The sequence below is a fragment of the Burkholderia plantarii genome (genome assembly GCF_001411805.1).
In the GTDB taxonomy this organism is placed as follows: Bacteria; Pseudomonadota; Gammaproteobacteria; order Burkholderiales; family Burkholderiaceae; genus Burkholderia; species Burkholderia plantarii.
The window spans coordinates 1585370-1610632 of sequence record NZ_CP007212.1 but is presented as its reverse complement, the minus strand read 5'-3'; the positions used below and the strand labels follow the sequence as shown (position 1 = coordinate 1610632).

At 71.0% G+C, this 25263-nt stretch carries 32 protein-coding genes; 29 read left to right on the top strand and 3 right to left on the bottom strand.

The genetic code is table 11. The features are described 5' to 3' along the window. Window positions 1-145 precede the first annotated feature (145 nt). Complete coding sequence (locus tag bpln_RS06915; protein WP_055138423.1) at window positions 146-1363, top strand: MFS transporter; 1218 nt, start codon at window positions 146-148, stop codon at window positions 1361-1363. Between the two features lie 73 nt (window positions 1364-1436). Here bpln_RS06915 and bpln_RS06910 read toward each other — a convergent pair whose 3' ends face one another. Next, entirely contained in the window at window positions 1437-2084 is a 648-nt protein-coding gene (locus tag bpln_RS06910) for a carbonic anhydrase (RefSeq protein ID WP_042626507.1), read from the bottom strand. 357 nt (window positions 2085-2441) lie between these two features. Then, complete coding sequence (locus bpln_RS06905) at window positions 2442-3551, bottom strand: GGDEF domain-containing protein (RefSeq protein WP_244131902.1); 1110 nt, start codon at window positions 3549-3551, stop codon at window positions 2442-2444. A gap of 432 nt (window positions 3552-3983) precedes the next feature. On the opposite strand from bpln_RS06905, the gene bpln_RS35150 reads away from it, so the two are divergent. The 28 genes from bpln_RS35150 to bpln_RS06770 all read left to right on the top strand — a co-directional run bounded on the left by bpln_RS35150 (window position 3984) and on the right by bpln_RS06770 (window position 24493). Continuing rightward, window positions 3984-4226 (top strand): hypothetical protein, encoded by a 243-nt coding sequence (locus bpln_RS35150; RefSeq protein WP_148653952.1) that lies wholly within the window; start codon window positions 3984-3986, stop codon window positions 4224-4226. 28 nt (window positions 4227-4254) lie between these two features. Beyond that, window positions 4255-4521, top strand: a complete 267-nt coding sequence (gene fliQ, locus bpln_RS06900) for a flagellar biosynthesis protein FliQ (protein WP_042624550.1) — start codon at window positions 4255-4257, stop codon at window positions 4519-4521. A 2-nt stretch (window positions 4522-4523) separates the two neighbouring features. After that, window positions 4524-5282, top strand: coding sequence for a flagellar biosynthetic protein FliR (locus bpln_RS06895; protein ID WP_055138421.1), 759 nt, complete (start codon window positions 4524-4526; stop codon window positions 5280-5282). After that, window positions 5275-6342, top strand: a complete 1068-nt coding sequence (locus bpln_RS33725) for an EscU/YscU/HrcU family type III secretion system export apparatus switch protein (RefSeq protein WP_082465217.1) — start codon at window positions 5275-5277, stop codon at window positions 6340-6342. The genes bpln_RS06895 and bpln_RS33725 overlap by 8 nt, the downstream gene beginning before the upstream one ends. Continuing rightward, on the top strand, window positions 6339-8411 hold the full coding sequence (locus bpln_RS06885; protein WP_055138420.1) for a flagellar biosynthesis protein FlhA: 2073 nt from the start codon (window positions 6339-6341) through the stop codon (window positions 8409-8411). Before bpln_RS33725 ends, bpln_RS06885 begins: the two co-directional genes overlap by 4 nt. Before the next feature lie 18 nt (window positions 8412-8429). Beyond that, window positions 8430-9155, top strand: coding sequence for a flagellar hook-basal body protein (locus bpln_RS06880; RefSeq protein ID WP_042624547.1), 726 nt, complete (start codon window positions 8430-8432; stop codon window positions 9153-9155). Further along, window positions 9152-9925, top strand: coding sequence for a flagellar hook-basal body protein (locus bpln_RS06875; RefSeq protein ID WP_055138419.1), 774 nt, complete (start codon window positions 9152-9154; stop codon window positions 9923-9925). Before bpln_RS06880 ends, bpln_RS06875 begins: the two co-directional genes overlap by 4 nt. Window positions 9926-10002: 77 nt before the next feature. Next, window positions 10003-10737 (top strand): hypothetical protein, encoded by a 735-nt coding sequence (locus bpln_RS06870; protein WP_055138418.1) that lies wholly within the window; start codon window positions 10003-10005, stop codon window positions 10735-10737. A 2-nt stretch (window positions 10738-10739) separates the two neighbouring features. Next, a complete protein-coding gene (locus bpln_RS06865; protein ID WP_055138417.1) occupies window positions 10740-11330 on the top strand; it encodes a flagellar basal body L-ring protein FlgH in 591 nt (196 codons plus the stop codon). Beyond that, window positions 11324-12469, top strand: a complete 1146-nt coding sequence (gene flgI / locus bpln_RS06860) for a flagellar basal body P-ring protein FlgI (protein ID WP_244131904.1) — start codon at window positions 11324-11326, stop codon at window positions 12467-12469. The genes bpln_RS06865 and flgI overlap by 7 nt, the downstream gene beginning before the upstream one ends. 13 nt (window positions 12470-12482) lie before the next feature. Further along, window positions 12483-12848 carry a flagellar basal body rod protein FlgB gene (locus bpln_RS06855; protein WP_042624542.1) on the top strand — a complete coding sequence of 122 codons (366 nt, stop codon included), beginning with the start codon at window positions 12483-12485 and terminating at the stop codon, window positions 12846-12848. Window positions 12849-12850: 2 nt separating this feature from the next. Next, window positions 12851-13300: a flagellar basal body rod protein FlgC gene (flgC, locus tag bpln_RS06850; RefSeq protein ID WP_055138415.1), complete on the top strand. Its 450-nt coding sequence runs from the start codon at window positions 12851-12853 to the stop codon at window positions 13298-13300. Next, entirely contained in the window at window positions 13297-13599 is a 303-nt protein-coding gene (gene fliE, locus bpln_RS06845) for a flagellar hook-basal body complex protein FliE (RefSeq protein WP_042624540.1), read from the top strand. Before flgC ends, fliE begins: the two co-directional genes overlap by 4 nt. Window positions 13600-13602: 3 nt before the next feature. Then, window positions 13603-15075: a flagellar basal-body MS-ring/collar protein FliF gene (gene fliF / locus bpln_RS06840; RefSeq protein ID WP_055138414.1), complete on the top strand. Its 1473-nt coding sequence runs from the start codon at window positions 13603-13605 to the stop codon at window positions 15073-15075. Next, a complete protein-coding gene (locus tag bpln_RS06835) occupies window positions 15065-15637 on the top strand; it encodes a hypothetical protein (RefSeq protein WP_055138413.1) in 573 nt (190 codons plus the stop codon). The genes fliF and bpln_RS06835 overlap by 11 nt, the downstream gene beginning before the upstream one ends. Further along, entirely contained in the window at window positions 15634-16350 is a 717-nt protein-coding gene (locus tag bpln_RS06830; RefSeq protein WP_055138412.1) for a FliH/SctL family protein, read from the top strand. The genes bpln_RS06835 and bpln_RS06830 overlap by 4 nt, the downstream gene beginning before the upstream one ends. Beyond that, window positions 16343-17668 (top strand): FliI/YscN family ATPase, encoded by a 1326-nt coding sequence (locus bpln_RS06825; RefSeq protein ID WP_055138411.1) that lies wholly within the window; start codon window positions 16343-16345, stop codon window positions 17666-17668. The genes bpln_RS06830 and bpln_RS06825 overlap by 8 nt, the downstream gene beginning before the upstream one ends. Beyond that, window positions 17665-18117: a hypothetical protein gene (locus bpln_RS06820; RefSeq protein WP_055138410.1), complete on the top strand. Its 453-nt coding sequence runs from the start codon at window positions 17665-17667 to the stop codon at window positions 18115-18117. The genes bpln_RS06825 and bpln_RS06820 overlap by 4 nt, the downstream gene beginning before the upstream one ends. Continuing rightward, window positions 18114-18851 (top strand): hypothetical protein, encoded by a 738-nt coding sequence (locus bpln_RS06815; protein ID WP_055138409.1) that lies wholly within the window; start codon window positions 18114-18116, stop codon window positions 18849-18851. Before bpln_RS06820 ends, bpln_RS06815 begins: the two co-directional genes overlap by 4 nt. Continuing rightward, on the top strand, window positions 18841-19254 hold the full coding sequence (locus bpln_RS06810) for a flagellar hook capping FlgD N-terminal domain-containing protein (protein ID WP_055138408.1): 414 nt from the start codon (window positions 18841-18843) through the stop codon (window positions 19252-19254). Before bpln_RS06815 ends, bpln_RS06810 begins: the two co-directional genes overlap by 11 nt. Window positions 19255-19276: 22 nt before the next feature. After that, on the top strand, window positions 19277-20470 hold the full coding sequence (locus tag bpln_RS06805) for a flagellar hook protein FlgE (protein WP_042624532.1): 1194 nt from the start codon (window positions 19277-19279) through the stop codon (window positions 20468-20470). Next, window positions 20467-21270 (top strand): FliM/FliN family flagellar motor switch protein, encoded by an 804-nt coding sequence (locus bpln_RS06800; RefSeq protein ID WP_055138407.1) that lies wholly within the window; start codon window positions 20467-20469, stop codon window positions 21268-21270. Before bpln_RS06805 ends, bpln_RS06800 begins: the two co-directional genes overlap by 4 nt. Next, on the top strand, window positions 21267-21599 hold the full coding sequence (locus tag bpln_RS06795; protein ID WP_055138406.1) for a FliM/FliN family flagellar motor switch protein: 333 nt from the start codon (window positions 21267-21269) through the stop codon (window positions 21597-21599). The genes bpln_RS06800 and bpln_RS06795 overlap by 4 nt, the downstream gene beginning before the upstream one ends. Further along, window positions 21596-21946 carry a flagellar biosynthetic protein FliO gene (locus tag bpln_RS06790; RefSeq protein WP_055138405.1) on the top strand — a complete coding sequence of 117 codons (351 nt, stop codon included), beginning with the start codon at window positions 21596-21598 and terminating at the stop codon, window positions 21944-21946. Before bpln_RS06795 ends, bpln_RS06790 begins: the two co-directional genes overlap by 4 nt. 1 nt (window position 21947) lies before the next feature. After that, complete coding sequence (fliP, locus tag bpln_RS06785) at window positions 21948-22739, top strand: flagellar type III secretion system pore protein FliP (RefSeq protein ID WP_063891195.1); 792 nt, start codon at window positions 21948-21950, stop codon at window positions 22737-22739. After that, entirely contained in the window at window positions 22736-23521 is a 786-nt protein-coding gene (locus bpln_RS06780; protein WP_082465216.1) for a sigma-70 family RNA polymerase sigma factor, read from the top strand. Before fliP ends, bpln_RS06780 begins: the two co-directional genes overlap by 4 nt. 90 nt (window positions 23522-23611) lie before the next feature. Continuing rightward, window positions 23612-24115, top strand: coding sequence for a tetratricopeptide repeat protein (locus tag bpln_RS06775; protein ID WP_148653951.1), 504 nt, complete (start codon window positions 23612-23614; stop codon window positions 24113-24115). A gap of 18 nt (window positions 24116-24133) precedes the next feature. After that, window positions 24134-24493, top strand: coding sequence for a hypothetical protein (locus tag bpln_RS06770; protein WP_055138403.1), 360 nt, complete (start codon window positions 24134-24136; stop codon window positions 24491-24493). Window positions 24494-24713: 220 nt separating this feature from the next. Here bpln_RS06770 and bpln_RS06765 read toward each other — a convergent pair whose 3' ends face one another. Beyond that, window positions 24714-25259, bottom strand: a complete 546-nt coding sequence (locus tag bpln_RS06765; RefSeq protein ID WP_055138402.1) for a DUF4410 domain-containing protein — start codon at window positions 25257-25259, stop codon at window positions 24714-24716. Between the last annotated feature and the right edge of the window lie 4 nt (window positions 25260-25263).

Here is a 25263-nt window from a genome sequence, read left to right as displayed (position 1 = left end):
CGTCGAACCCGTCCGATTCCGCTCTCCACTTCCTCGAATTCCAAACAGGTGTCATTCGTCCCGATGCGTTTCTCCACGCCGGCGCGCCACCTGAAGTTGCGTCACGAAACTATTTTGAACCCACGTCTCAAGAAGGGGGAGTCTCATGGATCGTCGTCTTCTCACCCTGGCGCTCGGCATGTTCGCGCTCGGCACCGACAGCTTCGTGTTCGGGGGCATCCTGCCTCAGATCGCCCGGTCGTTCCACGTCAGCATCGGCGCCGCCGGCCAGTTGATCATCGTCTATGCGCTGACCTTCGCGCTGCTCGCGCCCACCATCGCCGCGCTCGCCGCCGGCGTGGCGCGCAAGCGCCTGCTGCTCGGCGGCATGGGCCTGTTCGTGGTCGCCAATCTCGGCACGATGCTGGCCCCGAACCTTGGCATCGCGCTGGCCATGCGTGCGCTGGCCGGCCTCGGCGCCGCGATGTTCTCGCCCACCGCGAGCGGCACCGGCACGCTGCTGGTCGCGCCGCAGCGGCGCGGCTTCGCCCTGTCGATCATCGTCGCCGGGCTGACCACCGCCACCGCGCTCGGCACGCCGCTCGGCGCCGTGATCGGCGGCATCGCCGACTGGCGCTGGACCATGGCGTTCGTCGCGCTGCTCGGCGCGGCCGGCTTCGCCGGCATCCAGGCGCTGCTGCCCGAGGTGCTGCTGCCGCCCGCGATCTCGCTGGCGAAGCGCCTCGCGCCGCTCACCGACGCGCGCGTGGTCCTGACGCTCGCCACCACCGTGCTCGCGCAGATCGGCACCTTCGTCATCTACGACGACTTCTCCGTGGTGTTCGACCGCGCCGTCGGCGGCAGCGCCGTCGTGCTCGGCATGCTGCTGGTGCTCTGGGGGCTGGCCGGCACGTTCTCGAACCTGATGACGGGACGCGTGCTCGACCGGATCGGCTCGCGCAAGGTGGTGGTCGTGATGCTGGTCGCCGTGGCGGGCGTGATCGTCACGATGCCGTGGTCGGGCCGGCACCTCTGGAGCGCCGCGCTCGCCGTCACGGTGTGGGGCGCCTGCGCGTGGGGCGTGCTGGTGCCGCAGCAGTTCCGGCTGGTCAGCCTGAACCCGCCGATGGCGGCCGTGCTGGTCGGGCTCAGTACCTCGGCCACCTACGTGGGCGTGTCGATCGCCGGCGTGATCGGCGCGGCGGCGATCCCGGTGGTGGGCAGCCATCATCTCGGCTACCTCGCGAGCGCCGTGGTGGGCGTCGCGCTCGTGTTCTCCGAGCTGGCCAGCGCGCGGATCGCCGCCGCCGCGAGCCGCGAAGCGGCATGCTGCGCGGCGACGGCGCAGGCGCACCGGCCGCTTCGGCCGCTTCGGCCGCTTTAGCCGGCTTCGCCGTCGGGGCGTCGGGACGGCCGCCCTCGCTCGTCGCCGACCGAACCGGCGGCGCGCTGCCGGATCAGGTGTGCGTGCGCAGCGCGCAGACGGAACGGTGCTCGGACAGCGGGAGGAACTCGCCCGTTTCGCCGTCGAGCGCGTCGATCGCGCCGGCCTGGATGTCGTAGACCCAGCCGTGGAGATTGAGGCGCTTTTGCGCGAGCCCCAGCGCGACGCCCGGATGCGTGCGGATGTTGGCCAGCTGGGCGACGATGTTGTCGCGCACCAGCGAATCGAGCCGGCGCTCGGGCGAATCGTATTCGCGCGATTCGTTGACCGCGCGCGCCGCGTCGGCGTGGCGGAGCCAGCTGCCGACGGCCGGCAGGTGATCGAGGCACATGCAGGTCGAGATCGCCTTCATCGCGCCGCAGTCCGAGTGGCCGCAGATCACGATGTCACGCACGCCGAGCACGGCCACCGCATATTCGACCGTCGCCGACACGCCGCCCGGCTCGGGGCCGTATGACGGGACGATATTGCCCGCGTTGCGGATCACGAACAGATCGCCGGGCTGCCCCTGCATCAGCAGTTCGGGCACCACCCGGCTGTCCGAGCAGGTGATGAAGAGGACCTTCGGGTCCTGGCTGTTGGCGAGCTTGCGAAACAGCTCCGAACGGGTGGGATATACCTCGTTCTGAAACCGGATAAAGCCGTCAATCAGATTCTGCACGATCCATTTCTCCACGAATTCGACCCGCGCGTATCACGCCGCGCGGTGTCCCGGCGCGTTCGGCCGGACACGATATCGAAAGGCCGCCGACACCCAGCGTCGGCGGCTCCCGCCGCCATCGTACCGCAAGCCGCGGCGAGATCCGGAAGAGCCGGACCGACCGGCCTGGCGGCAAGCCACGCGTGGGATGGCGGCGGTGGCCGACGGCACTTCCCGCCTTCCCGGATTCGCGATGGATGGTGATCGCCGAAAGCATGCGTTGCCGCGGCGATCCGGTTGCATGCGCAACCAGATGGGCAACCCGAGGCGGGGTCCGGTTCCTCGGCGCGGGACGCGGCGGCGCGGTCGCGGTCGCGGTCAGGGCGCGGGTAGTGCCGGCGCGCCCGGGGCGGGCGCGGGGGCGGGCTCGGACGACGGGCGGTGCAGCGCCACGCAATTGCGGCCGCCGTGCTTGGCCACGTAGAGCGCGCGGTCGGCGCGCTCCACGAGCCGCCTGGCGGCGCCGGCCTCGCCGTCGGCGATCTCCTCGACGTTGCCGACGGCCACGCCGATCGACACCGTCAGGCTGACCGGATCGCCCTCCACCTCGACGGCCACCAGCGCCGCCACCGCCGCGCGCACGCGCTCGGCGACGGTGCAGGCGTGGACCGCGTCGCCGCGCACCAGCACGACGAATTCCTCGCCGCCGTAGCGCGCGACCGTATCGCCGTGGCGCACCGTCTTGCGGACGCAGGCGCCGATCGCGGCGAGCACGCGGTCGCCCACGGCATGCCCGTAGGTGTCGTTGACGCGCTTGAAGTGATCGACGTCGATGAACAGGCAGGCGACCGGCGACTTGGCTCTGGCCGAGCGCTGCATCTCGTCGTGGATGCGGCTGTCGAAGTAGCGGCGGTTCGGCAGGTTCGTGAGCATGTCGGTCATGCCGTAGCGGGCCACCTGCTCGCGATGCGCGACGTTGACCACGCCGGCGCCGACGAAGGCCGCGAAGCGCTCCAGCAGATCGGTGGCCTTGCCGCCGGTGAAACGCCCGGCGTCGCGGCTGCCGAGGCATAGATAGCCGTTGATGCCGTGCTCCTGGTGCAGCGGCAGCACCGCGACGCTGGCGGGCATTTCCGAGTCGCCGTAGAACATCGCGCGGGCCGTCGCGCCGAGATCGTCACCGGAACCGAGCCAGGCCTGGCCCGGCTCGCCGGGCATCGCTCCGACCAGCGGGTCGAGCCGGCCGCGCAGCGCCACGCGCGCGCCCGGCTTCGAGCGCGACACGGAATCGAGCATCTCGCGAATCAGCGAGATGTCCTCGTTGAGCCACAAGGTCACGAACGGCAGGTCGAACGCCTGCGCGAGCGCCTCGACCAGCGTGTCGTGAAACGCCGCGAAATCGGTGGCGCTCACGAGCCGCAGTTCGATCTGCTGAAACCGCTGCAGCACGCGCTCGTTGTGGCGAACCGTGTCGAGCAGCGCGTGCATGCGCCTTTCCAACGAAGAATCCTCGGTCACTGGCGATATCGGATTGGGGGTGACCCTAAGCATATCGACAGGTTTACGGGTTTCTTAAGGCAGGAAACGGCTTCGTGAATGCGCACCGGCGCATGCGGCCCGGATCCGGCGCCCTCGCCTCGGGCCCGGCGCACGCCGCTGCCGGGCATCCGCGCGGCGAGGTTCGAATGCATGCGACGGGCGCCTGCGATGGCGGGACGGCTCCGGTCAAAGCGGCAAGACACACGGGCCGAACGACATCGGCCCACTTACCCGATTCAGGATTAATTTCTTACACCCGGAATCCCGAATCGGATTTTTCACGAACATGAAAAACATTCGGAATCCTTATCCATTCATCGAGCCAGCGGACAAAATCACGATTTTTCCCGCACGAAGCATCGATTCCTTCATTGCCTGGAAATGAAAAATCGCCATCGTCGGGAGACTGCGGATTCAGACTTTCCGGTGACCGCCATCGCCCGTCAATCAATCTTATTGGTCATCGGGCCGATTATTCGCCATTCGCCCGACGCGCCTCGCTCGGCTGGTCATCGCAAGGTAAAAATTACTGCCGGCACGGACCAATGCGAAATATTAGAAAATCTTACTTACGCGTTGCTTGACATCGCCTGTCACCCACCATCAAAATACGCAAAAATGTAACCTTTTGTAATATCCCGGGGATGGTGGTATGTCGAGCGACAGCGCGTTGAACCTGATGGCCCAGCTTCTGTGGACGGGCCTGCTGGTCGCCGGCCCCCTGCTCGCCGCCGCGCTCGTGACCGGTCTCGCCATCAGCGTGTTCCAGGTGGTCACGCAATTGCAGGAAATGAGCCTCTCGTATGTGCCGAAACTGGTCGTGGTCGGCCTCGTCATCGCCGTGCTCGGCTCGTGGATGCTCGCGCGGCTGACCGGTTTCACCCAATCCCTGTTCAATCTCATCCCGACGCTGGGCTGATCATGACCAATCCGTTTGTCGGATGGTCCACGGCGGCGCTATTGCTGTCGTTGCGCACCGGTCCGGTATTCGCGCTCGCGCCGCCGTTCTCGCAAATGCAGATCCCGATGCGGGTCAAGGCGGCCATGACGCTCACGCTGTCGGCCTGTCTCGCCTCCACGATCCGCTACGAAACCGTGGCCGGCATCGACGTGGTGTCGGCCGCGGCCTGGGAATGCCTGCTGGGCCTCGCCATCGCCTTCGCGTTCCAGGCCGCGTTCGCCGCGCTGTCGTTCGCCGGACGCGTGCTCGACGTGCAGGCCGGCTACGGCATCGCGATGATCATCGACCCGGGCTCGCGCAGCCAGGCGCCGATGTTCGGCACGATCCTGACGATGACGGCCGGCGTGATCTTCTTCGCCGAGAACGGCCACCGCGACCTGCTCGGCCTGCTCGTCGCGCTCACCCAGGCGTTCCCGCCCGGCGCCGTGTCGGTGGTCGCCGATCCGGCCGTGTTCGCCTCGTATTTCGGCACGCTGACGAGCGTCGCGCTCGGCGCGACCGGCGCCGTGATGCTGACGCTGCTCCTGACCGACCTCGCGATCGCGTTCCTCGCGCGCGTGCTGCCGCAAATGAACGCGCTCGTGCTCGGCTTCCAGGTCAAGACCCTCGTCACGCTCGCGGCGATGGCGATGTCGGCCGGCACGCTCGCGCCGGTGGTGCTGCGCCTCACGCGGCTCGCCCTCGATTTCGTGCCGCAGGCCTTCCGCAGTCATGGCTGAACAGGATCAGAACCGCTCCGAGGCGGCCACCGCGTACCGGCTGGAGCAGGCACGCAGGAAAGGCATGGTGGCGAAGAGCCAGGAACTCGGCATGTTCGCGAGCTTCGCGACCTGCGCCGCGTATCTGTGGATCGACGGCGGCCGGCTCGCGCGGCACGTCGCGGCCACCAGCGCGCACGCGCTTGCCGGCATCGGCGACGTCGCGCGCTCGCCCGCGGCGATGTCGGCCTGGTTCGCCGCCGTGCTGCTCGACCTGATGCACCTGCTCGCCCCCGTGACGCTGCTTACGATGGCCGCCGCGATCCTGCCCGCGGTCGTGCAGACGCGTTTCCTGTTCGCGCCGGGCGCGCTGCGCTTCGAGCTGTCGCGCCTCAATCCGGTGCAGGGCTTCCAGCGCCTGTTCTCGTGGCAGACGCTGCTCGAGACCGGCCGCACGCTCGTCAAGGCGGCCGTCTACGGCACCATCATGGCGGCCTGCATCGCGCCCGTCGTCGTCAGCAGTTCCCACACGCCGACGACCCCGCACCGCCTCGCCGGGCTGCTGCAGGGCGCCAGCCTCGCGCTGATGGGCAAGCTGCTGATCGCGGCGGCCGTGTTCGCCGCGATCGACCTGGTGGTCGTGCGGCGCCTGTTCGCCGGCAAGATGCGCATGAGCCGCCACGAGATCCGGCAGGAACACAAGCAGCGCGACGGCGACCCGCGCATCAAGAGCCAGCGCCGCAAGATCCGGCGCGAGCTGTTCCAGCAGGCGCGCGGCCTGCGCCGCGTGCGCGAGGCCGACGTGCTGATCACCAACCCGACCCACTACGCGGTCGGGCTGAAATACCTGCCGGCCCGCATGGCGGCGCCGATGGTGATCGCCAAGGGCACCGGCGACTTCGCGCAGCGGCTCAGGAAGGTCGCGTTCGTGTACGGCATCCCCGTGGTCGAATCGCCCGCGATGGCGCGCCGGATCTTTCGCGAAACGCGCGTCGACCAGGAAATCCCCGCCGACGTCTATCGCGACGCGGCGGCCATCTACCTGCGCCTGCGCGCGCGCACGCAGCGGGCGGCGGCATGAACAGCCTCGCCTCGCGCCTTCGCCACCAGCGCGACCTCGCGCTGGTGCTCGCGGTCATGGCGATCCTGCTGATCCTGTTCGCGCCGATCCCGTCGGCCGCGCTCGATCTGCTGATCATCACCAACTTCGCGTTCGCGTTCACGATCCTGCTGCTGACCATCTACGTGGCGCGGCCGGTGGACTTCTCCACCTTCCCCTCGCTGCTGCTGATCGCGACGCTGTTCCGGCTGTCGCTGAACATCGCCGCGACCCGGCTGATCCTGTCGGGCGCCGAGGCCGGCCAGGTGATCGGCGCGATCGGCGAATTCGTGGTGCAGGGCAACTTCGTGATCGGCCTGATCATCTTCTTCATCCTGATCGTGGTGCAGTACGTGGTGGTGACCAACGGCGCGCAGCGCGTGTCCGAGGTGGCGGCCCGTTTCGTGCTCGACGCCATGCCCGGTCAGCAGATGAGCATCGACGCCGACCTGAACATGGGCCTGATCGACCAGGACGAGGCGCGCGCGCGCCGCAAGGCGCTCGAGAAGGAGGCCGGCTTCTACGGCTCGATGGACGGCGCGAGCAAGTTCGTCAAGGGCGATGCGATCGCCGGCATCATCATCATGCTGATCGACATCCTCGGCGGCTGGGCGGTGGGCGTCGCGCAGATGGGCATGCCGCTCGGCCAGGCGCTGCAGAAGTTCACGCTGCTGACGATCGGCGACGGCATCGTCACGCAGGTGCCGGCGCTCGTGATCTCGGTGGCCACCGGGATCATCGTCACGCGCTCGTCGTCGGACGGCCAGCTCGGCCAGGAAATTTTCCGCCAGCTCGCGCAGTTCCCGAAGATCCGCATCGTCGTGAGCTGTGCGCTGGTCGCCCTGCTGGTCCTGCCGGGCATGCCGAAGTGGCCGATCCTGATCCTCGCGCCGCTGGCCGTGATCGGCTGGTGGCTGGCGCGCTCGCCGGCCGCGACCGAAGCCGGCACGGCCGACGGCCAGCCGCTCGCGCCCGCGCCGCCGGGCACGGCGGACGCACAGGTGGCGCCGGTGGCGCCCGTCGAGGTCGGGTTCGGCGCCGAGCTGGCGCGCGCCTGGATTCCGCTGCAGGGCGTGCTGGCCGAGCGCGTGGCCGCGTTCCGCAAGCAATATGCCGAGGAGATGGGCGTCACGATTCCGCCCGTGGTGTTTCGCGACGCCGCGCAGCTCGGCTCGAACGACTACCGCGTCTCGCTGTTCGGCAACCGCTTCGGGCAGGCGGCGCTGCATCCGGACCGCACGCTGGCGATCCACCCGACCGGCCGCGCCGAGGGCATGCCCGGCATCGCCACGCGCGACCCGGCCTTCGGGCTGCCCGCGGTCTGGATCGACGCCGAGCAGGTCGCGCGCGCCGGCACGCTCGGCTACACGGCGGTGGACCCGATGACGGTGCTCGTCACGCACGTCACCGAGATCGTGCGCGCCAACGTGTCGACGCTGCTCTCGCGCGCCGACGTGGTCGCGCTGCTCGAGGGCGTGCGCGCGCGCTCGCCCGGCCTCGTCGAGGAACTGGTGCCGGCCGTGCTGTCGATCGGCGACATACAGGCCGTGCTGCAGACGCTGCTGGCCGAGCAGGTGCCGATCCGCAACATCGACCAGATCGTCGAGGTGCTCGCGGACGCCGGCCGCCACGAGAAGGACCCGGCCCAGCTCGGCGAGCGCGTGCGCCAGAAGCTCGGCCACGGCATCTGCCAGCGGCTGCTCGGCGACAAGGACGTGCTGGCCGTGCTCACGCTCGAGCCGTCGCTCGAGAACATCATCGCGCACAACCTGCAGGGCGCGGACGGCAACGGCGCGTTCGTGCTCGATCCGCGCCTGGCCGAATCGTTCCTCGCGCGGCTCGCCGAGCAGGTGGACGCGATGCTGCGCCAGAACCTCGCGCCCACGCTGCTGTGCCGCCCCGAGCTGCGCCGCCACCTGAAGATCTTCTCGCGCCGCATCGCGCCGCGCCTCGCGGTGCTGTCGATGAACGAAATCCCGCATGCGATTAACCTGCGTTCGTTCGGGACGGTCGGCGTCGAACGTCCCGTCCCTGCCGCGCAACCGGCCTGACATCCTTCGAGCCCACCCATGGACAACCTGATGACCACCGCCGTCGCCCTGCTCGCGTCCGAGACGCGCCAGGTCGAAACCGCCGCGCAGAACATCGCCAACCTCGCCACGCCGGGCTACAAGCGGCTGATCACGTTCGGCGACGCGGTCTCGCAGGCCGCGGCCGAGACGCGGCAGGCCGCGCCGCGCGCCGATGCCAAGGCCCCCGGCGTCGCCACCGACTTCACGCCGGGCCGCATGATCCACACCGGCAACCCGCTCGATCTCGCGCTCGCGAGCGACGGCTTCTTCACGGTGGCCACGCCGGACGGCATCGCCTATCTGCGCGGCGGCTCGTTCCGGCTCGACGCCGAGGGCCGGCTCGTCACGCGCGAAGGCTGGAAGCTGCAGGGCAGCGGCGGCGGCGACGTGGTGGTGCGCTCGACCAACTGGCACGTGCAGGCCGACGGCACGGTGCTCGACGACGGCCAGCCGGTGGCCGTGATCGGCGCGACCGCGTTCGCCAATCCGGCGAAGCTCGTGCGCGCGGGCGAAGGGCTTTACCGCGCCGACGGCGCGCAGCCCGTGGAGCGCCAGGACCCGCGCGTGCTGCAAGGCTACCTGGAAGCATCGAACGTCGCGAACGGCGACGAAATGGTCCGCATGATGGCCGCCATGCGCCGCATCGAATCGGGGCAGAAGCTCGTGCATGCCTACGACGACATGATGGGAACGGCCCTGCAACGCCTCGGAGACATGTCGTGAACAACGTTTTCTACATCGGCGCGACCGGCCTGGACGCGCAACAGACCGCGATCGACGTGACCGCGAACAACATCGCCAACCTCAACACGCCCGCCTTCAAGCGCGGCACGGTGGGCTTCTCGGAGCTGCTGACCACCGAGCCCGCGCCGCTCTCGCGCAACTACGCGAACGCCACCAGCACGGTGGCCGCCGGCGTGGCCGCCGATCCGTCGCTGCACGTGTTCGCGCCGGGCGAGCTGAAATCGACCGGCAATGCCCTCGATCTCGCGATTCGCGGCGACGGCTTCCTCGAGCTCGCGTCCGACTCCGGCCAGACGCTGCTCTGGCGCGGCGGCACGCTGCACGTCGGCACCGACGGCTACCTCGCGGCACCCGACGGCCAGCGCCTGAAGGCGATGATCTCGGTGCCTCGCGACGCCAGCGCCCTCACCATCACGCCGACCGGCCAGGTCCAGGCCACCGTGCCGGGCCAGACCGACCCGCTCGGCATCGGCGAGCTGGAAGTGATGCTGCCGTCCGACGTGAGCACGCTCGAATCGGTCGGCGGCGGCGTCTATCGGACCCGCGACGACGGCTCGACGCTCACGCGCGCGCGCCCGGGCGAGGACAACGCCGGCACGCTCGCGCAAGGCTTCAGCGAAGCGTCGAACGTGTCGCTGTCGGACGAGCTGGTCGGCCTGATGCTCTACCAGCGCACCTACGCGGCCAACGCGCGGCTCGTGCAGGTGGGCGACGAACTGATGTCGATCGCCAACGGGCTGAAGCGATGACGCGCCACTTGCCATCACGCGCGTCCGGGCGCGCCCGCGCGGCGCGGCGGCGGTTCGGGGCCGGCCTCGGCCTGGCCATGGGCGCGCTCGCCGTGAGCGCGGGCAGCGCATGCGCCTTCGCGGCATCCGCGTCGGCGTCGGCGCCCGAGTCGGCACCCGCCGCCGCGATCCGCTTTCATGCCGCCGTGGCCGTCGACGGCACCGGCGTCACGCTCGCCGAGCTGGCCGACCTGGCGCCGCTGCCGCCGGCCATCCGCGAGCGCGCCGCCGCGCTCGTGGTGGTGTCGCTCGCGCCCACCGCCAAGGCCGTCCATGTCGACGCACGCCGGCTCGCCGACGCGGCGCGCCACGCCATGCCGATGCTCGCGCCGTGGCTCGCCGGCACCACCGCGCGCGCGATCGAGATCGTGCGCCGCCCGCCCGCCGCGACGGCCGCGCAGGCGAGCGGCATCTGCGTGACGCTGCGGGTCGACCTGCCCGCCGCCGCGAGCCCGTCGGCGGACCAGCTGGGCCGCACGCCCTGCCCGCCCGCCGGCGTGCGCACCGCCTGGCGCTACGACGCGGCGCAACGCGTGGCGCGCGCCACGCGCGCGCTGCCCGCGGGCGAGGTGGTGCGCCCGCCCGCCGGACCGCTGCTGGCCGTCGTGCATGGCGGCGAGCGCGTGTCCGACACGGTGCGCGTGGGCGCCGTCACGGTGACGCGCACGGGCACCGCGCTGACCGACGCCGGCGCGCGCCGCGCCGCGGCCGTGCTGACCGGCGACGCCGCCGTGCAGCTTTGGCGCGCGCCCGCCGAAGACCGGGGCTCCTGATCATGCGCGACCCACTTCGTCATGCACTGGCGGCCACGCTCGCCGCCGCCTGCCTCGCGAGCGGCGCGGCACGGGCCGCCGACCTCTACCAGGGCGACGGCTACCAGCCGCTGACCTCGGACCGACGCGCCGCCAAACCTGGCGACATCGTCACGATCCTCGTCTACGAAAGCTCGACGGCCAGCAACACGGCGGACACCTCGACCAAGACCGGGTTCGGCGTGCAGGGCAGCGTCGCGACCCAGTACGCGGGACAGAACTCCGCCCAGGTCGGACTCGGCGACAACTACGGCGGCAAAGGACAGATCCAGCGCACCGGCCGGCTGCTCGCGCAGCTGAGCGCCAACGTGACCGGCGTCACGCCGGGCGGCGACCTGCTGGTGGCCGGCGCGCAGGACATCGACGTGAACGGCGAGAAGACCCACATCCGCATCGAGGGCCGCGTGCGCCCGGTCGACATCGCCGCCAACAACACAGTGCTGTCGACGCGGATCGCCGACGCGCGGATCGACTACGACGGCGAGGGCTTCATCACCGACCGCGCGCGCCCCGGCCTGATCCCGCGCTTCTTCGGATGGCTCGGGCTATGGTGAAGACGACACCGCTCCTGCGCCGCCTCGCGCTGCTGGCCTGCCTCGTGCTGCCGGCCCTGTTCGCCATGCAGGCGGCCCGGGCCGCGCAGACCGACGTGCGCCTCAAGGACCTCGGCCGCTTCCTCGGCTGGCGCGACAACATGCTGGTGGGCTACGGCATCGTCACCGGCCTGTCCGGCTCGGGCGACACGCCGCGCAACCAGGCCACGCGCCAGGCCATGACCAACCTGCTCTCGCAGTTCGACCTGAACCTGACGCAGGACGAACTGCAGAGCCGCAACGCCGCGATGGTGATGATCACGGCCTCGCTGCCGCCCACCGCGAACGTCGGCGACAAGTTCGACATCAACGTGACCTCGATGGGCGACGCGCGCAGCCTGTCCGGCGGCACGCTGATCATGACGCCGCTGCACGGGCCGGACCGCCGCGTCTACGCGCTCGCGCAGGGCCCGGTCTCGGTGGGCGGCTATCGCTACGACGCGAACGGCAACCTGCGCATGAAGAATCACCCGACCGCGGGCACCGTGCCCGAGGGCGCGACGGTGGAGGTGCCGGTCACCGCGAAGCTCGTCAATCGCGACGGCTACCTCAGCTTCGTGCTGAAGGACGCCGACGCGACCACCGCCGAGCGGATCGCCGCGCAGATCAACCGCGCGCTCGGCGACGGCACCGCGCGCTCGGTGGACGCGAGCACCGTGCGGATCCGCGCGCCGCTCGACGACGGCGGCCTGAACGGCTACGTGGCCCGCATCGAGACGCTGGCGGTGACGCCCGACCAGCGCTCGCGGGTCGTGATCAACGAACGCTCCGGCACCGTGGTGGCGGGCGGCGACACGCACATCGAGCCGATCACGATCTCGCACGGCGACATCAAGGTCAGCGTCGATACGCAATACAACGCCTCGCAGCCCGGCCTGATCGGCATCAGCGGCCCCAACGTGCGCAGCCTCGTGGTGGGCAACAGCGAACTGAGCGTCGACGAGCCCGGCCAGACGGTGGCGGCGTCGTTCCCGCGCGGCAGCGTGGGCGAACTCGTGCAGGCGCTCAAGGCCAGCCGGATCAGCACGCGCGACGTGATCTCGATCCTCGAGGCGATCCGCGCCGCCGGCGCGCTGCATGCCGACATCATCGTTCAATAAGGAAACCCCAGCCATGTCCACCGACCTCGTCGCCGCGATCGCAGCCAAGGCGCTCGATGGCCTGTTCGCGCGACAGACCGCGACCGCGCAGAACGTCGCGAACGCCAACTCCGTCGGCTACGTGCCGGTGCGCGTGAACTTCGAGGCCGCGCTGCGCGAGGCCGCCCAGGCGCAGCCCGGCGATACCGCGCAGTCGCGCCTCGCCCGCATCCAGGCGGTGGCGCCGTCGCTCGACGCGCCGCTGCCGATCGACGTCAACACGGTGCGCCTCGACGACGAGATCGCCACCGCCTCGGAAACCTCCGCGCGCTACGCGATGCTGGTCGGCATGCTCGACCGCACGCTGCAGCTGCGCCAGCTCGCGATCAAGGGAAGCTGACCATGGACGAGAACAGCCTGTTCGCCATCGCGCGCTCCGGCCTCGAGGTGGAGCGCCAGCGCATGGACGTGATCGCGCAGAACCTCGCCAACGCCGGCACCACGCGCACCGCCGACGGCGAGCCCTATCACCCGCTGCGGCTCGTCTCCGGGCCGCGCATCGGCGCGAGCTTCGAGCACCACCTGCAGGCGGGCGGCGCCGCGGCTCCACTCGAGCTGACCGGCGTGCAGAGCTACGGCGTCGAGCGGCTCGACACGCCGCCGCGGCTCGTCCACGACCCGGCCCATCCGCATGCCGACGCCAACGGCATGGTGGCGTACCCGGGCATCGACCACGCCGGCGAGATGACGCTGATGGTCCAGACGCTGCGCAGCTACGAGGCCGACACCGTGATGTTCAACGCCGCGCGCTCGATGTACCTGCGCGCGCTCGAACTCGGCGCCCACTCATGAACCCCTATCCGATCGAACCGGTCGCGCCGCTGGACGCGGCGCCGGCCGAGGCGCTGCCGGCCGTCGCGCTGACGCCCACCCACGGCTTCGCCGACTGGCTCGTCAGCGGCGCCGCCCAGGTCGACCGCAGCGCGGCGCTCGCCGACGACGCCGTGGCGCGCTTCGCGCTCGACGGCTCGGAGCCGCCGCACCAGGTGATGCTCGCGCTGGAGGAGGCGCGCCTGTCGCTGCAGTTCGCGCTGCAGGTGCGCTCGCGGCTCGTCGAGGGTTATCAGGAACTGATGCGGATGCAACTGTAAGCCATGGATTCCCCGCTTTCCCGTTTTCGCCGCGCGTTCGGCGACGCGTCGCCGGGCCGCCAGCTGGCCGGCGTCGCCGTGGTGGTGCTGGTCGTCGCCGCGCTGAGCGTCGCGGCGTATCTGATGCTGCGCCCGCGCTACCAGGTGCTGTTCCGCAACCTGAAGCCGCAGGACAGCGCGACGATCGTCGCCGAACTCGAACGGCAGAAGGTGCCGTTCCGCGTCGATGAGGCGTCGGCCGCGGTGCTGGTGCCCGAGGCCGACGCGGCCGTCACGCGGCTCAAGCTGATGAGCGGCGACCTGCGCCTGCAGGGCACGGTCGGCTTCGAGCTGTTCAACAACGCCGACCTCGGCCTGACCGACTTCGCGCAGAAGGTCAATTACCAGCGCGCGCTGCAGGGCGAACTGGCGCGCACCATCATGTCGCTCGACGAGATCGAGCTGGCGCGCGTGCATCTGGCGCTGCCCGATTCGTCGCTGTTCCGCCGCGCGGACGATCGCCCGAAGGCGTCGGTCGCGCTGTTCATGCGCCACGGCCAGACGCTCACGCCCGACACCGTGCATGGCATCCAGCGCCTCGTCGCGGCGGCGGTGCCGCAGCTGTCGGCGGCCGACGTCACGGTGGTCGACCAGCGCGGCGAGCCGGCCACCTCGCGCGACGCGCCGATCGACGATCCGCACTTCGCGCTCAAGCGCGCGATCGAACGCGAATACGAGCGCAAGATCGACACGCAGATCGCCCCGCTGCTCGGCGCGCGGCATGCCACCGTCAGCGTCGACGCCACGCTGGATTTCGACCAGGTGCGCGTCACCAGCGAATCGGAACTGCGCCGGCCGCTTGCCGGCAGCGCCGACGCGGGCACGCCGCTGCCGGCCGTCCCGGCCGCGCACGGCGCCGCCGCGCTGGTCGGGCCGCCGCCGCTGCCGGTGCAGGCCACGAGCGAAGGCAGCCGCACCGAGCACCGGGTCGAGCAGATCGTCTCGGCGCCCGGCTCGCTCAAGCACCTGAGCGTGGCCGTGGTGCTCGACGAGGCCTTGCCGGCCGAGACGCTCGCGCAGCTCAAATCGGTCGCCGCGACCGCCGTCGGCATCGACGCGGCGCGCGGCGATACGGTGGTGGTGGTCGCCCGAACGGAGGCGGCCGCATCGACGGCCACGCCGCTGGCCGTGCCGCCGGCCTCGCTCGCGCCACCGCCCGCGGTCGACACCGCCCGCGAGAGGCCGGCCGCCACCGCGCCGCGCGGCGCCTCCGGCGAGGTCGCGCGCGCGCTGGGTGCCCTCGGCGCGCCCGCCACCGTGCCCGCCGTCGTCGTGCTGGCAATCGTGTTGCTGACCGGCGCCGCGTGGGGGTGGCGCCGGCTCGCGCGCGGCCCGCGCCGCGCCGGCATGCGCGCCATGACGCCGCCGGAGCGCGACGAGTACGTCACGCGCCTGCGCGCGCTGCTTTCCGAAACCCGCCAGCACCATGAAAACTAACTCCATCGCGCCCGCCGACCGACGCCTGCGCGGGCTGGTCGCCGACCTCGCCAACCGCGGCGCCGAGGATATCGAGGCGGTCTGGCACGCGCTGTCGGCCAGCGAGCGGGCGCAGCTGCGCCCGCTGCTCGTCGACGCGGCCGCGCTGCGCCCGGTCGCCCCCGACACGTTCGAGTCGATGCTGCTGCCCGCGCCGGCGTCCGCCGAGGTGCGTCAGGACCCCGGCGTGCGCGACGCCGTCGACGCGCCGATGCTGCCGATCGGCCGCCTTGCCGGGCACTGGCCCGACGCGCTGCTCGCGCGGCTGGCGGGATGCCTCGACGAGGCGCAGCGCGAACGTTGCCTCGCCGTCCATCCGCAATGGCGCCTGCGGGCCGCCGCGCCGCTCGCGCCGCGCGCACGCGAGGCGCTGCTGAAGGCGGCGCGCGACGCCGTCGAGGCCTTGCCGGACAACCTGCGGGACGGGCCCGCGCCGGCCGCTTCGGCGACGAAGACGCCGGCTCCCGCACCCCGGTCGTGGGCGCGGCGCCTGCTCGTTTCGCTGCGAGGTGGGCGCGCATGAGCACGCTGCTCAAGGCCAAACAGGTGGTGCTCAGCAGCCGGCGCCTGGCCCTGGCTCCGGAGCGGATCGCCACGCCACCGGGCGGCGCGGCAGGGCCGGCGCCCGCTGCCCGCGCGCCGGCCCTGCCGCCCGGCGCCGACGCGTTCGCGCCGGAGCGCGAGCAGTTGACGGCCCGCATCGCCGAACTCGAGGCGAGGCTGGCCGGGCACCTCGCCGAACGCGAGCACGACACGCGCGCCGCGTTCGGCCAGGGCGTCGAGCAGGGCCGGCAGGAAGCGGTCCGGATGGACGACGAGCGCGTCGCGGCGTTGGCCAGCGGCATCGCGCGCGCACGCGATGCGTTCGCCTCGCGCCTGGCCGAACTCGACCGGCTCGCGGCCGAACTCGCGCTGGTCGGGCTCGAACGCGTGCTCGGCGACCCCGCGCGCTACGCGGAACTCGTCGCCGGCACGGTGCGCCACCGGCTTCGGTCGATCGCCGACGGCTCGGTGCTCGAGGTGCGCGTCTCGGCGGCCGACTTCCCCGACGCCGCGCGGCTCGACGCCATGCGCGGCGCGCTCGGCGCGGCCCCCGCCGTCGCGCTGGTCGCCGAGCCGGGGCTCGCCGCCGGCGCCTGCGTGATCGGCCTGACGCTCGGCAGGCTCGACGCCGGCGTCCCGCAGCAGCTGGCCAGCCTCGCGTCGTCGCTGCGGGAGCTCGACAACCATGCCTGACGCCTCGCGCGAACACCGCTATGTCGAGGCGATGCGGCGCGTCGATCCGGTCGCGCGCCTCGGCACCGTGACGCGCATCATGCCGACCTTCATCGAGGCCGACGGCCCCGGCGTGCCGGTCGGCTCGCTCTGCGTGCTCGGCGAGGCATCGGCCGCCCCGCTCCATGCCGAGGTCACGCGCGCCGAGGTGGGCCGCGTCACGCTCGCGCCGTATCAGGCGACCGACGCGCTCTGCGTCGGCACCAGCGTGCGCGCCGTCGGCTCGGACGCGACGCTGCCGGTCGGCGAGGCCTATCTCGGCCGCATCGTCGACGCGCTCGGCCGTCCGCTCGACGGCGGCCCCGCCGTCGCCGCGCCGCATGCGTGGCCGCTGGCCGGCGTGCGCACGGCACCGCTCGATCGCGTGACGCCCGATGTCGCGCTCGACACCGGCATTCGCGCGATCGACGCGCTGCTCACGCTCGGCGTGGGACAGCGCATCGGCATCTTCGCCGGCAGCGGGGTCGGCAAGACCACGCTGCTCACGTCGCTGGCGCGCAACGTCGAGGCCGACGTCTGCGTGCTGTGCCTGGTCGGCGAACGCGGGCGCGAGGCCGAGGATTTCTGGCACCGCGCGCTGCGCGACGACACGCGCGCGCGCTCGCTGATGGTGATCGCCACCTCGGACCAGCCCGCCATCCTGCGCGCGCGCAGCGTGGCCGCCGCGCTCGCCCACGCCGAATATTTCCGCGCGCAGGGGCGCCACGTGCTGCTGCTGCTCGACTCCGTCACGCGCTACGCGCTCGCCCTGCGCGAGATCGGGCTCGCCGCCGGCGAACCGCCGACGCTGCGCGCCTACACGCCGAGCGTGTTCGCCGCGCTGCCGAGGATCGTCGAGCGCTGCGGCGCGCTGCGCGGCGGCGGCGCGATCACGGCCCTGATGACGGTGTTGACCGAAACCGACGAGGTCGACGATCCGATGGCCGAAACGCTGCGCGCGCTGCTCGACGGCCATCTCGTGCTGACCCGCGCGCTGGCCGAGCAGGGCCATTTCCCCGCGATCGACGCGACGCGCAGCATCAGCCGCGTGTTGCAGCATGTCGCCCGCGACGCGGACCGCGCGCTCGCCGCGCGCGCGCTGGCGGGCCTCGCGCTGCACGAGCGCTCGCGCACGCTGATCGAGGCCGGCCTCTACGTGCCGGGCAGCAATCCCGCGCTCGACGAGGCGCTGCGCGTGCGGCCCGAGCTGATCGCGTTCCTGCGCCAGGACGCTGCCGCCACCACGCCGCGCGCGCAGTCGCTCGCCGCGCTGGCCACCCTGCTTGGGGGCGCCGCATGAGCCGCGATCGCGACCGCTGGAACGACGCCCGCGAGATCGCGGGCCTGCGCCAGTTGCAGCGACAGCGCGCCGTGACCGACGCGGCCCGCGTGCAGGCCGCGCTCGAGGCCGAGCGCGAGCGGCACCGGCAAGCCGAGGCGGACCACGACGCGCAGCTTCGGGCGTGGCGCGCCGCGGCAACGGCCGAGGCGCTGTCGCCCGCGCTGCTCGTCAATGGCGCCGCCGCGCTGGCCGCGGCGCGAGCGCGCCGTGACGCCGCCGGGCACCGCGTCGAGACACAGGCCGCCGCGCTCGATGCCGCCAGGCACGCGCTGCGGCAGCGCGATCGCCTGGCCGAAGCCGCCGAGGACCTCGCCTCGCGCGAGGCCGCCCGCCATCGCAGAACGCTCGACGAACAGCGCATGAGCGAACTCGACCTGCGCCTCGCGCTGCAAGGAGACACACCATGAACGACATCCACCCCTCGCTTCGTCCAACCGGCGGTGGCGCCGACCCGCAGCCGAGCTCGGCGAGCGGCACCGGCAATGCCTTCGGCCAGTTGCTGCGCTCGATGGAACAGACTATGTGGCGCGGCGCGGAGTCGGCCTCGCCGGCCGGCGGCCAGCCGGCGGCGCCACGCACCGCTGCTGTCGCCACGGCACCGCACGTCGGCCGTCTCGCGCCGGCCATCGCCGCGAGCGCGCCGCCGTTCGAGCCGGCCGCTGCGCCCTTGCCATCGTTTTCCGGCGCCACGGCGGCCCGCAGCACTGCCACGACGAGCGACGCGACGGCCGCCGCCGCTCATCGAGAAGCGGCCGCCGCGCGACCCTCGCCCGCCTCCGACACGCCGTCCCCGCTGCTGCCGCAGGCGCGGCCGGGCGGCACGCCCGCCGCCGCGGCGGCGGCGATCGAGCCGCCCGACGAAGCCGACGCCACGCCACCGGCGCCGGCGGCGGCGTCCACCGACACCCGACCAGCCCCGGCTGCCCCCGCGCCCGCGCCGCTGCGCGTCACGCTCATGGCGGGCGAGAACGCTGCCTCGGTAGCAGTGCGTGTCGCGTCCGCCGGGCCCGGCGATCTCGACACGCTCGATTCCCTGATTCGCACCACCCTGCTGCAGGGTGGCTACGCCACGTCGAAGCTCGTGATCAACGGCGTCGACCGCACCGTCACTGCCTCCGGAGATACCCCTCATGGCAACTGATCCCCTCGGCGCCGCCGCCGCGCTCGGCACCCGGACCGATTCGCTCGGCCTGAACCTGCAATCGCTGCTGCAGATCATCCTGACGCAGCTGCAGTATCAGGACCCGCTCAAGCCCGTCGACAACTTCGAGTTCGTCTCGCAGCTCGCGCAGTTCACCTCGCTCGAACAGACGCGCCAGATGAGCGACAAGATCGACAACCTGCTCTCGGTGCAGTCGGCGACGCAGACGGTCGGCCTGCTCGGCCGCAACGTCGACGTGCAGACCGACAGCGCGAGCGCCGTGCAGAGCGGCGTCGTGAAGAGCGTGTCGTTCAAGGACGGCCAGCCGCAACTGACGATCGAGACCACCGACGGCCAGTTCCTGACCAACGCGACCGTGTCGCAAGTCACGGCCGTTCGCTGACCCACGCCCCCGGGAGACCCGCATGCTCGACAGCATCTACATCGCCATGAGCGGCCTGAGCGCCTACTCGCGCGGCCTGCAGACCATCAGCAACAACGTGGCGAACCTCAACACCGCCGGCTTCAAGAGTTCCACGCCGCAGTTCGCCGATCTGTACTACGGCCAGCGCTACGCACCGGGCTCGCCCGGCAACCCGAACGTGTCCTACGCGGGCAGCGGCGTGGAGTACGGCTACGCGTCGCTGAACTTCGCGCAGGGCGACACGCACGCGAGCGACGGCCAGCTCGACCTCGCGATCCAGGGCGACGGCTTCCTGACTGTGCTGGACGGCCAGGTCGCGCGCTACCAGCGCACCGGCCAGTTCGCCGTCGAGCCCGACGGCTCGATCCGCGACAAGGCCAACGGCCTGCAACTGGCCATGCTGACGCCGGGCGGCGGCGTGACCGGCCTGTCGATCGCCGGCAGGCAGCTGAGCCCGCCAAAGGCCACCACCACGGTGAAGTTCACCGACAACCTCTCGTCCGGCGCGACCAGCGCCTCGATTCCGAGCATCGACGTGTACGACGCGAACGGCGGCAAGCACACGCTCAAGGTCGACCTCACGCCCGATTCGAGCGTGCAGGCCGGCCGCTGGAAGGCCGTGGTCACCGACGAGAACGGCGCGACCGTGCAGACCGACTTCCTGCAGTTCAACGGCGGCGTGCCCGACCCCGCGCACGACCGCATCGACGTCACGCTGAGCCCGGCCAACGGGCCGCTGCTGACCGTCTCGCTCGATTTCTCGAGCGGCGTGACCAACTTCTCCGCCGGCACCACCTCGACGCTGCGCGTCGACACCAAGGACGGCTACGGCACCGGCACGCTCTCGTCGCTGAGCGTCGACGACAGCGGCCAGCTCGTGATCCAGTATTCGAACGGCCAGAGCGACAAGCTCGGCACCATCGCGCTCGCCAGCTTCAGCGATCCGCAACAGCTGATCCAGCTGGGCAAGGGCCTGTTCGACGCGAGCCACGCCGCGCCGGCCGCCTATCGCGCCAGCAGCGGCGCCGGCGTCGGCAAGCTGCTGTCCGGCGCGACCGAGGCCTCGAACGTCGACCTGTCCACCGAGTTCGGCGAACTGATCCTGATCCAGCGCGGCTTCCAGGCGTCGTCGCAGGTCATCAGCACCGCCAACGACATGCTCATGCAGCTGCTGCAGATGCGAGGCCAGGGATGAGCGCACCTGCCGTTGCCTGGCGCCCCGCCAGCGATGACGATGCGAGGCTGGCGCGCGCGCTGTTCGATGCCGCCCTGGCCGACTGGCAGGCGCGCTGGTTCGCGCGGCCCGCGTTCGCGATCGGCGCGATCGTGCGCCGGCCCGGAGGGGAAGTGCCTGTCGTTGCGCCTGGCCGCACCGGCCATCGCTGCGCGCCCGGCCTGCGGCTCGATCCGCGCGACGCGCTCGCGCGCCGGCTGATCGGCGCGGCCTACGCGACCGACGACGGCGTGTTCGACGCGCCGGCCAGCAAGGGTGCGCTCGCGTCGATCGCCGCCGAAATGCTCGACGACCTGGTCGCCGCGCTCGGCACGGCGCTTACGCCCGCCGCGGCCGCGCCGCGCGACGGCGACGCGCCGTCGTTCAGCGGCTACGGCACGCTCGATCTCGCGATCGAATCGATGGACGGCGAGCCGTGCGCCTCGCTCGTCTGCGACATCCGCCATGTGTGGGCGCGCCATGCGGCTGCGTCGTCCACATCGCCCGCGTCATCCACGGCCGCCGCGCTGACGCCGAGGCGCGAGGCGCTCGACGCCACGCCGGTCGCGCTGTCGGTCGTGCTGGGGCGCTGCGAACTGTCCGCGGCGCAACTCACGATGCTGTCGCCGGGCGACGTGATCGTGCTCGATCGCCGTCTCGACGAGCCGGCGACGCTGGTGGTCGACGCCACCGCCGCGCCCGTCGCGCTCGGCCTGCCCGGCCGCGGCGCCACCTCCCTGTCCTTCAAACTGACGTCGCTCGCGACACCCGATTCGCCATGACCACCCACACCTTCCCGAAACAGGCCGTCGCGGCCCATGTCGACTTCCCCGAACAGCAGGCCGAGGCACCCGCCGAGCCCGCCGCCCGTCCGAAGCTGGACCTGCTCGACGGCGTGAAGGTCAACGTCGACGTCGTGCTCGGCCGCTCCGTGCTCGACGTCAAGGACATGATGGCGCTGCAGTCGGGCAGCGTGCTCGAACTGAAGCAGGCGATCGGCGACCCCGTCGAGGTCGTGCTCAACGGCAGGACCATCGCCACCGGCGAGATCGTCGCCGTGGACGGCCGCTTCGGCGTGCGCATCGCCGAGATCGGTGCCGGCGGCCGATGAATCCGCCCGCCCCGACCTCCTGGCTCGACCATGCGTCCGCCGCATCGGCATCGCACCCGGGCCTGTTCGCCTACCTCGGCGTGGACTGGACGCGCATCGTGCTGGCGCTGCTGCTGTGCATCGCGATCGGCGTGGCCGCCGCGTTCGTGCTGCGCGCACGCACGGCGCGCAGCGCGCCGCGCGAGGCCGGCGCCGCGCCGCGCATTCGCGTGGTCGAGCACGCGCGCCTGCCGCCGCGCACCACCCTGCACCTGGTCGAATACGACCAGCGCGTGGTGCTTCTCATGTCGGATGCGAGCGGCACGCATGTCGTCGACGCGCATGACCGCCCATTGCCGGAAGCCTGAGATGCGCGCGATATCCCGACTTTTGCCCGCCGCCGCGATGCTCGCGCTGTTCGCGCTGTTCGCGCTGCTCGGCGGCCTGCCCGGCGTCGCTCACGCCGCGAGCGCCGCGCAGGCCGCCGCGCCGATCACGGCGCAGGACATCGCCAGCTTCGCCAAGCCCGCCGCCGGCATGTCCGAAGCCGTGCGGATCGCCACGCTGCTCACCGTGCTCAGCGTGCTGCCCGCGTTCGTCGTCTCGATGACGGCCTTCATCCGCATCGCGATCGTGCTGTCGATGATCCGCCACGCGTTCGGCATGCCCGAGACGCCGCCCACGCCCGTGCTGATCAGCCTCGCGCTGTTCCTGACGCTGTTCGCGATGCTGCCCACCTTCCAGGCCGTCAACCACGATGCGCTCCAGCCGTTCCTGAGCGGGCACCTCGATCTGCCGCAGGCGCTCGAACGCAGCAGCGGACCGCTGCGCCAGTTCATGCTGCGCCAGGTGCGCGAGGACGAACTGAAATGGATGTACGAGGTATCCCATGAGCCGCTGCCGGCCACGCCCGACGACGTCAGCCTGCTGCAGCTGACGCCGGCGTTCATCCTCAACGAACTGCGCGTGTCGTTCCAGATCGGCTTCGTGATCCTGCTGCCGTTCCTGCTGATCGACCTGATCGTGTCGAGCGTGCTGCTCTCGCTCGGCATGCTGATGGTGCCGCCCGCCACCATCTCGCTGCCGCTCAAGGTGCTGATGTTCGTGCTTGTCGATGGCTGGGGGTTGATCCTGCGCGGCGTGCTGGGCGGTTTCAAATGAATCCGGCAGGTGCGCCGCTCGCCGGCGATGCCGTGCCGCCCGATGCGGGCGACGCGGCGCTGTGGCACGCGTTCGAAGCGGCGCGCGCGGCGCCCGCGCGCGAGGCGATCTTCGAGTTCTACCTGCCGTATGCGACCAGCGTGGCCGCGAAGCTGTATCGCGGCCGGCACCGCGACGACGTCGATTACCCCGACTACCTGCAGTTCGCCTGCATCGGCCTGCTCGAATCGATCGACCGCTTCGACCGCGCCAAAGGCAACGCCTTCACCACCTTCGCCACGCAGCGGATCAAGGGCAGCGTGCTCGACGGCGTCGTGCGGCTGACCGACGGCCAGGAGCAGACCGCGCTGCGCGCGCGCGTGCGCCGCGAGCGGCTCGAATCGCTGAACCAGGCGGCCGATGACGCACCGCGCGACGTGTTCCGGATGCTGGCCGGCGTGACCGTGGGCCTGGCCATCAGCTTCATGCTCGACGACACCGGCATGGTCGAGGCTCGTGCGGAAGACGCTGGCGGCGCGCCGGCGGCGTACCCGTTCCAGGACATGCCGTACCGCAGCGTGGCGCAGCAGCAGACGCGCTCGCGCCTGCAGGAAGCCGTGGGACGCCTGCCGGAGCGCGAGCAGAAGATCATCCGCTATCACTACTTTCATCGGCTGAATTTCGAGCATATCGCCGATCTTCTCGGTCTCTCGAAGGCGCGCGTTTCGCAACTGCATCGTGCCGCGCTCGATACGCTGCGCGGCCAGATCGGCACCGGCGAGGACTTTTACCTGCTTGCATGAACCAACATGAACGAACCCCACCCTTCCCGGCCGTGCCCTGACGCGAGAATGGCCGACATCGTCGGCGCCGTGCAGTCGGGCGATGAAAACGTGATCGCGATGCTGAACGAGGCGCGGCAGGCCTGGCCGCATGACCATCGCCTGCCGTTCCTGCGCGGCGCCGTGCAGGCCGGCGAACGCCGCTACGACGAGGCGCGCGCCGATTTCGTGGCGGCGCTGGAGCTGGCGCCTGAGTTCTCGATCGCGAGTTTCATGCTCGGGTTTCTCGATCTGACGAACGGACAGGTGGAGCGCGCGCGGGCATCGTGGCAGCCGCTCGATGCGCTGCCCACCGATGAGACGCTGCGCGTGCTCAAGACGGGACTGCTGAACCTCGCGGAGGATCGCTTCGAGCTGGCGATTGCGCAGCTGCGCGCGGGAATGGCGTCGAACGAACGTTACCCGTTGATCAATCCCTACGTGGCCGCGGTGCTGGCGCAGCTGGAGGGGACCGAGCCGCCGCCGGGCGGCAGTGCCGATCCGCATGACGGCAAAGCGGGTATGCTCGGCAGCGACCTGCCGCATGCTTACCCGCATCCCTACTTTTCCCGCTGATATCCGACGAGGTTGGCCATGATTTCACGTACCACGCTGAACCAGCTCACCGATATCCTGCGCAGCGAACTCGACCGCAAGGTGCAGTCGCGCCCCGGTGCGGTTGGGGGCAAGGCGGCCGGCGCCGCCGCCCGGCAGGACGGGCCGCGTCCGCTGGCGGAATCGCTGCGCGCGCATATCGCCGGGCTGGTGAATGCGGGGGTGACGGACGAGGCGCAACTGGCGCGCGCGGCGGTCGAGCATATGCTGCATCGGCAGTTTGGGGATGAGCTTGTTAACGATCCGTCGTTTCAGTCGGTGGCCAGTCGAGTGGCGCAGACGGTGATGGAGAATGAGGAGTTGAGGAAGGCGTTGATGGGGGCGGTTTTGGGGGGGTGAAAAGGGCCGATCTCCCGGCGGGATGTGCAGTCCTCTCGATGTTCCCGGGTATTGAACTCGGTGGAGCTGCGTTCGACCCTGTTCCAGTTCTCGGCCGAACCATGTTGCATCGGCTCGCATTTGGATCAGTAGGCATGTCTCGCGGGAAAGACGACCGGGCGCCACCCGGTCGTGCGATCTTCAAGATGCGGAGCGGATGGCGCCCGCTCCGCTCGACGCGTCACTGCGGCTGCAATTCCGCCAAGGTTTTTTCCGCGAATTTCTCGTACAGCCAACCCATCCGCGCTTCATCCTGACCGCCGGCCAGACCGCCCAGCGCATAGGAGGTCGAGACCTTGAAATGATCGATCGGCTGATGATTCGGATCGACCAGGCTCACGCTTCCGTCAATGTAATCGCTGCCCGCCATGAATCCGAACATCACCGCCGAGAAGTTCGAGCGCACCCGGATGCCCGTGATTTCGACGTTCAACTGCATGGCATTGGCATCATCTTTCGACGCCAGCAGCTTGCGTGCGTCCAATGCGCTTTCCAGTGTTTCCTGAAGCTTCTTGGCGTTGAATTTGAGGTTGTCCTTCAGTGCATCCTGGGCTGCCGGGTCCAATGTGATCTTGACCTGCACCGGCACGGTACCGAACTTCACCGTAGATGCGGTCGGAGCAGTGGCGGCCTGATCAGCCGCATCGCGCGTGACGCTGCTTGCGCAGCCCGAGAGAAAACCGACCACCAGAACGGCAGCCATCAAGTAGCGGCAAAACGATTGCATGGTT